At 69.0% G+C, this 5,876-nt stretch carries 8 protein-coding genes; 5 read left to right on the plus strand and 3 right to left on the minus strand.

Going from position 1 to position 5,876, the window contains the following annotated elements; translation table 11 throughout:
• Positions 1 to 192: 192 nt before the first annotated feature.
• A complete protein-coding gene (locus ACTWPP_RS44740; protein ID WP_443110575.1) occupies positions 193 to 609 on the minus strand; it encodes an SAM-dependent methyltransferase in 417 nt (138 codons plus the stop codon).
• Positions 610 to 694: 85 nt separating this feature from the next.
• Positions 695 to 1,780, minus strand: a complete 1,086-nt coding sequence (locus ACTWPP_RS44745; protein ID WP_443110576.1) for a Gfo/Idh/MocA family protein — start codon at positions 1,778 to 1,780, stop codon at positions 695 to 697.
• A gap of 91 nt (positions 1,781 to 1,871) precedes the next feature.
• On the opposite strand from ACTWPP_RS44745, the gene ACTWPP_RS44750 reads away from it, so the two are divergent.
• From ACTWPP_RS44750 to ACTWPP_RS44760, 3 genes are all read left to right on the plus strand, one after another.
• Complete coding sequence (locus tag ACTWPP_RS44750; RefSeq protein WP_443110577.1) at positions 1,872 to 2,474, plus strand: TetR/AcrR family transcriptional regulator; 603 nt, start codon at positions 1,872 to 1,874, stop codon at positions 2,472 to 2,474.
• Between the two features lie 46 nt (positions 2,475 to 2,520).
• A complete protein-coding gene (locus ACTWPP_RS44755) occupies positions 2,521 to 2,904 on the plus strand; it encodes a DUF4760 domain-containing protein (protein ID WP_443110578.1) in 384 nt (127 codons plus the stop codon).
• Between the two features lie 218 nt (positions 2,905 to 3,122).
• Positions 3,123 to 3,713 carry an AAA family ATPase gene (locus ACTWPP_RS44760; protein ID WP_443110579.1) on the plus strand — a complete coding sequence of 197 codons (591 nt, stop codon included), beginning with the start codon at positions 3,123 to 3,125 and terminating at the stop codon, positions 3,711 to 3,713.
• A gap of 308 nt (positions 3,714 to 4,021) precedes the next feature.
• On the opposite strand, the gene ACTWPP_RS44765 is transcribed toward ACTWPP_RS44760, so the two are convergent.
• On the minus strand, positions 4,022 to 4,177 hold the full coding sequence (locus tag ACTWPP_RS44765; protein ID WP_443110580.1) for a hypothetical protein: 156 nt from the start codon (positions 4,175 to 4,177) through the stop codon (positions 4,022 to 4,024).
• Positions 4,178 to 4,358: 181 nt separating this feature from the next.
• On the opposite strand from ACTWPP_RS44765, the gene ACTWPP_RS44770 reads away from it, so the two are divergent.
• Positions 4,359 to 5,273, plus strand: a complete 915-nt coding sequence (locus tag ACTWPP_RS44770) for an ABC transporter ATP-binding protein (protein ID WP_443110581.1) — start codon at positions 4,359 to 4,361, stop codon at positions 5,271 to 5,273.
• Complete coding sequence (locus ACTWPP_RS44775; protein ID WP_443110582.1) at positions 5,270 to 5,788, plus strand: hypothetical protein; 519 nt, start codon at positions 5,270 to 5,272, stop codon at positions 5,786 to 5,788. The genes ACTWPP_RS44770 and ACTWPP_RS44775 overlap by 4 nt, the downstream gene beginning before the upstream one ends.
• Positions 5,789 to 5,876 lie beyond the last annotated feature (88 nt).

The following is a 5,876-nucleotide window of genomic DNA, read 5'->3' on the forward strand; positions in this document are numbered from 1 at the left end:
CCGCGAACGGGTACCGGACCCCACTTGAGGTCCACATCGAGTACCTGGAGCGACAGCAAGCGGCGTAGATCTACCCGCAGATCACCCATCAGGACGCTGTCCGGAAAACGCGCGGCCCCTCACCACGGTCAAATGGGCCGGTCGCAACAACACAGGCCACCCATCATCCCGCGGCAACCGCGGTGTCGTGGCCTAATCTGCGACTGTCAAGCCCGCCGCCGCGGCCTGTCGGACTCTACGTCCCTCACCTGCACTGACGCACTTTCGGCAAGCACAGCTGCGACCCCGGTGATCGTTGGGGTGTCGGTGCCGTCGTAGACCGCCAGGTAGCTGCCTGGCGGCAGCGCCGCCATCAGCCGTGCCACGGATCGGCCCGGTGCCAATGTCCAGGAACTGGCGGATCCCCCGCCTCACCGGCCAGATACCGATCCACCCGCGTGAGCATGTGCCGGGAGTAGCGGGCCATGTCCACCATCCCGGGGAAGGTCTGGAGGACCTAGTCCCCGCCTCCCGGTCGACGGGGTAGTTGTCCTTGCCGGCCAGGTCAGCCGTATGCCAGGTCGGCACACGTGCACAATGACCGGGCGACCGGCCGGACTTGCGGTGCATGCCACAGCCGCCAACATTCGCCGACGCACCGGCAGTGCACTCCGGATGCAGCTAACTCAAACGCTTGTACCTGGCTGCACGAGCCTTACCGACAGCCCATTTCCTGGGCGGTTCCATCGGCCGCGGACCGTTCGATGGCTGCGAGGAGCCGGTGGTGGCGCAAGGCGGTCTCGAAACTGGGGTGCGGCTGCTGGCCTTCGGCGATGGCCCGGGCGACCTCCTGGTAGAGGGCCGCAATGTTGGCCGGCGGGCCGGACCGGACGCCCGCGGGAACGGTGCGATAGGTGTCGGGCACGGCTAGGACGTCGTCTCCGATCCTGATGTCCCAGTCTCCCCAGTGGATGAACGTTCCGCGCTGGGCTGGGGTGGCGGTCAATGTTGCGTCGCTGCCGATGAGCTTGAGCAGGAACCCGTCCTGGATGGGTCCGTTGCCGCCGTGCACGGCGACGGAGGCGGTGGCGCCGCTCGTCAGCAGTCCGTGCAGCAGCACGTGGCTGGGGGTGGCATTGGGCACGGTCCGCTCCGTCCCGGCGACCAGCACGCGGTCGTGCATGCGGGGCAGCCGTGCCGAGACCTCGGCCAGCGGGCCCGCGACCCGTTCGAGCGCGGCAAGGAAGTGGCCGGCCATGATGGTCAGGATGTTGGTTCCCTCTGCGGGGTCGAGGCCGAACACCAGGTTCGGCCAGATTCGACTGCCGCCCCAGGGCGCGCCCTCGGCCACCAGCACGACCGATTCGAGCGTGCCGATCCGGCCTTCGGCCAGCAGGTCGGCGGCGAAGCGGACGCTCGGCGAGTGGTGCCCCTGGAGGACGACCGCGTGGCCGACGCCTGCGGTGGTGGCGGCCTCGGTCAGCTCACTCGCTTCGTCGGCGTCGACGCCCAGCGGCCACTCGCACACGACGTGCTTGCCTGCTTTGAGCGCGGCCCTGATCACGGCGGCGTGTCCAGAGGCCTTCACCGAGACGACGACCAGGTCGACGTCGGGGTGGGCGGCGAGTTCGCCTGCGTCGGCGAAGGCGTGCCGCACGCCATGGGCGGCGGCCGCCCGGTCCGCGCTGGCCTGATTGGTGGTCGCGACCGCGGTCACCTCGAACGCCTCGATCGCGGCGAGTGCGGGGAGGTGCGAGCCGTCCGCCCAACCGCTGGCCCCGACAACTCCGACTCGGATCATGCGTCCACCCCTTAGTTGTGTACCTTTCAGTACAAAACTAGAGCAGCGCGACACCGTCTCGCAAGAGGTAACGTACCGATAGGTATAAAACTTGGGAGAGAGCACGGAGGACGGCATGCCCGGCGGACGCCCACGCTCGTTCGACGCAGACGCCGCACTCGACCGCGCGCTGGAGGTGTTCTGGCAGTACGGCTACGAAGGCACCTCGCTGACCGACCTGACCGCCGCGATGGGCATCAACAGGCCCAGCCTCTATGCCGCCTTCGGCAACAAGGAGGAACTGTTCGGCACGGTCCTGGCCCGCTACCTCGACGGCCCCGGCGCCTACACCGCCGACGCGCTGGACGCGCCCACCGGCCGCGAGGTCGTAGAGCAGCTGATCCACGGAGCCGTGGACCTGACCGCGGGCCAGAACACACCCCACGGCTGCCTGTGCGTCAGCAGCGTGCACGCCGGCGGACCCGACGCGCACACCGTACGCCAGGACGCCATCGCGGTGCGCAAAGCCGGTGAGGCGGCGCTGCGCAGGCGCCTGGAGCAGGCCACCGATCTGCCCTCCCGCTACGAACCGGCCGCCCTGGCCGCCCTCGTCCACACGATCTCCGACGGCATCGCCGTCCAGGCGGCCGCCGGCCGCAGCCGCGACGAGCTGCGGCAGATCGGCGGCTTGGCGCTGCGCACCCTGCTGGACTGAAGCCCTCAGACCTCCGCCGCATCGCGTCCCAAGCCCTTACCCCACTTTGGCCCATGAACACCCAGCCGATAGCGGCTGGCGCGGCCTGTCCGATGAGGCACGCACCCACGCGAACACCATCGGGCTGTTCTACGACGACCTGGCCAAACTCGTGGCACACGGGGTGATCGACCAGACCTTGGTCATCGGCTCCTACGGCACGAACATCGTGCGCCTCTGGGACGCCCTGGCTGCGTATGTCTACACGGAGCGGCGAGAGTACAGACTGCACTTCTGGATCTACTTTGAGGACCTCGCGGCACGAACGGCCTCCACGCATCCCGAGACCGTGCACGCCGACTTGCGCTTGCAATCGCGGCCGCACGGATCCGATCCGCCGCCGCGCGCGACTCTGGCAGCGGCTCGGCCGAGGACGACTTCGACCGGCTGATCGCGACCGCTAGATGCAGCAACGATCGTGCGTTGGTTCGAGTGACGGTTGCCGCAGGCGTGGGCGCGGTGATGTAGATGAGATTCAGTGACCGTGTTGGAGACTGGAGGGGACGGGCAGGCGCGGTGCGCTGCCACCCTCAGGTCACGCGTGACTCGCAGGGCCCGTGGTAGCCGTAAGATCTCCGCGCCCGCCTCCGCAGGAGACAGGAGCCGCAGATGAGAGTCGGGATCTCCGGGACTCACGGAACCGGGAAAACGACGCTGGCCCGGGCGCTGTGCGCGCGCCTGCCCGGTCACGTGACGGCGGACGAGCCGTACTATCTGCTTGAGGAAGAGGGGCATGAGTTCGGGTTCCCGCCATCGCTTGAGGATTACCGGACACTGCTGGCGCGCTCGGTGCAGAGCCTGACAACGCCGCCGCTGCCCGGAGTCGTCTTCGACCGGACGCCGCTGGACTATCTCGCCTATATGACCGCGATCGGGGCGGACTCCGCAGAGGAGGCCGACGCCGCAGTGCTCCAGTCGGCTTTCGCGAGCCTGGACCTACTCGTGATCACGCTGATCACGCCGGAGACGGAGCAGGTTCTGCCGGCTGCGGAGATGCCTGGGTTGCGATCGGAGATGAATGACGCGCTGGTGGAACTGGTCTACGCCGACCCGCTGGACGCCTGGGCGGACGTCCCGGTCGTGGAACTCGACGGTCCGCTCGACGAACGGTTGAGTGCGGTCCTCGCCGCACTGGACCAAGCCCGGCGCCCCCGCCCATCGAAGCGCGAAATGCCACGGCCGCTTTCGAGCGCGCCGTAGCGCTCTCAATGCCGTCTGGTGATGAGAATGGTCAACCGGCAGCGTGTCCTCCGCGAGCCCGCCCGGCGCCCCGCGACGACCCGGCCCCCCGCCTGGCAGGGCCTGCGAACGCGCCTCGCCGAGATCACCGGGCCGTCCAACCTCCTGGCGATAGACGCTGGCCGAGCGGTTCTTCGACGACGACATGCCCGCGAACATGATCGTCGTCGGTGCGGCGTACCAGTACGGCGTCCTCCCGCTCACCGGCCACGCGACCGAGCAGGCGGTCCGCCTCAACGGCGCCGCGGTGCGTAAGAATCCCGACGCCTTCAGGGTCGGGCCGGCTGGCGGTGGCCTGGCCCGAACTGCTCGCGCGTCCCGCCGTCGACGCGGCCTCGGCGGACCCGCGCGAGGTTGTAGTGGACCAGGCACTCGCCGAGCACGATGGGCAGATGCACTCTGCGGGCGCCGTGCTCAGTGAACACCAGCTGGCTTCCGCACCCAACAGGGATCTTGGCGTCGGTCTGCAGACCGAAGGTGACGATCATGCGGGCGCAAGTCCGACGAAGCGCTTGGCGTCGAACCAGCCGAAAGTACGATCACCGTCGGCGTGAACCGTGCTTTGGGCTGGTGATCTGAGGTGGCGCCGTTACCGACGATGCTGTCATGTCGCATGAGAATCCGATCCCGGTCCTGCACGCCGAGGGATTGACGAAAAGGTATGGCCGCCGGGAGGCGTTGAGCGACGTCGATCTGCGCATTCCGGCCGGTCGCGTCGTGGGGCTGGTAGGTCCGAACGGGGCCGGCAAGTCGACTCTGTTGAACCTGGCCTGCGGGCTGCTGGAGCCGACGTCGGGCTCGCTGCGCGTCCTGGGGTCCCGGCCGGCGGCGAGCGCCGCGCACCTGGCCCGGGTCGGGTTCGTTGCGCAGAACACTCCGGTGTACCCATGGTTCAGCGTGGCCGACCATCTGCGTCTGGGCGCGCACCTGAACCCGTCCTGGGACCAGGGCCTGGCCGAGCGGCGCATCGCGCAGGTCGCGCTGAACCCGGGCCAGAAGGCGGGACGGCTGTCGGGCGGTCAGCGCGCACAGTTGGCGCTGACGATCGCCGCCGCCAAACGCCCCGAACTGCTGATCTTCGATGAGCCGGCCGCCGCGCTGGACCCGCTGGCGCGCCAGGGGTTCCTGGTGAACCTGATGGAGTTCGTCGCCGAACTCGGCGCCAGCGCCGTGCTGTCGTCGCACCTGCTCGGTGACATCGAGCAGGTCTGCGACTACCTCATCGTGCTGTGCGACTCGCGGGTCCAGGTCGCCGGCGACGTCCGGGACCTGCTGGCCGGCCATCACCGGCTGGTCGCGCCCCACGGCGAACTCGACCAGCTGCCCGCCGGTGTCGAGGCCATCCGGATGGAGCAGGGCACCCGGCATGGCAGCGCGATCGTGCGCACCGACCTCCCGCCGCCGAAGATCCCGTTCCGGGCCGGGCCCGTCACGCTCGAAGAGCTGGTGCTCGGTTACATGTCGCGGGCCGACACGCCCGTCGCCCGGGCCGGCGCCGTGGCCGGGGAGGGAGCGCGATGATCTGGTTGAACTGGCGGCAGTTCCGCCTCCAGGTGCTCGCCGGCGCCGTCGGACTCGCTCTGATCGCCGGCTACCTGCTGTACCTGGGCATGGACATCCGGAGCGCCCACGACGCCTACAGGTCCCGGTGCACCGACACCGTCGGCTGCGCCCAGGCAAGCAGCCAGTTCCAGGGCACCTACCGGAACACACTGCTGTTCCTGGCCGCCGGACTCGGGCTGATCCCCGTCGTCATCGGCGCGTTCTGGGGAGCACCGCTGATCGCCCGGGAACTGGAACTCGGCACCCACCGGCTGGTGTGGAACCAGAGTGTGACCCGCCGCCGCTGGCTGATCGGCAGGATGGCGTTCGTCGGCCTGGCCGCGATGATCCTGACGGGCCTGGCCGCCCTGCTGCTCACCTGGGCGGCCTCCCCGTACGACCACGTCGCCTCTGACCGGTTCGGCACGGTGCAGTTCGGTGCCCGCAACATCGCCCTGAGGTGCCCCGGATCTTCCGGACAGGGCCCCAACTAGAGTTGGGGAGAGAACCGGAAAGGAAGGCCGTTGGCACGACAGAGGCGGCATTTCACCCAGGAGCACAAGGACGAGATCGTCCGCATGG

The organism is Actinomadura sp. 3N407 (assembly GCF_052245875.1).
Taxonomy (GTDB): domain Bacteria; phylum Actinomycetota; class Actinomycetes; order Streptosporangiales; family Streptosporangiaceae; genus Spirillospora.

What these genes read in the sequence shown, in the direction of transcription:
- ACTWPP_RS44775 (WP_443110582.1), top strand. Translation starts at nt 5,270, where the DNA reads ATGATCTGGTTGAACTGGCGGCAGTTCCGCCTCCAGGTGCTCGCCGGC.
- ACTWPP_RS44770 (WP_443110581.1), top strand. Translation starts at nt 4,359, where the DNA reads ATGTCGCATGAGAATCCGATCCCGGTCCTGCACGCCGAGGGATTGACG.
- ACTWPP_RS44760 (WP_443110579.1), top strand. Translation starts at nt 3,123, where the DNA reads ATGAGAGTCGGGATCTCCGGGACTCACGGAACCGGGAAAACGACGCTG.
- ACTWPP_RS44745 (WP_443110576.1), bottom strand. Translation starts at nt 1,780, where the DNA reads ATGATCCGAGTCGGAGTTGTCGGGGCCAGCGGTTGGGCGGACGGCTCG.
- ACTWPP_RS44740 (WP_443110575.1), bottom strand. Translation starts at nt 609, where the DNA reads ATGCACCGCAAGTCCGGCCGGTCGCCCGGTCATTGTGCACGTGTGCCG.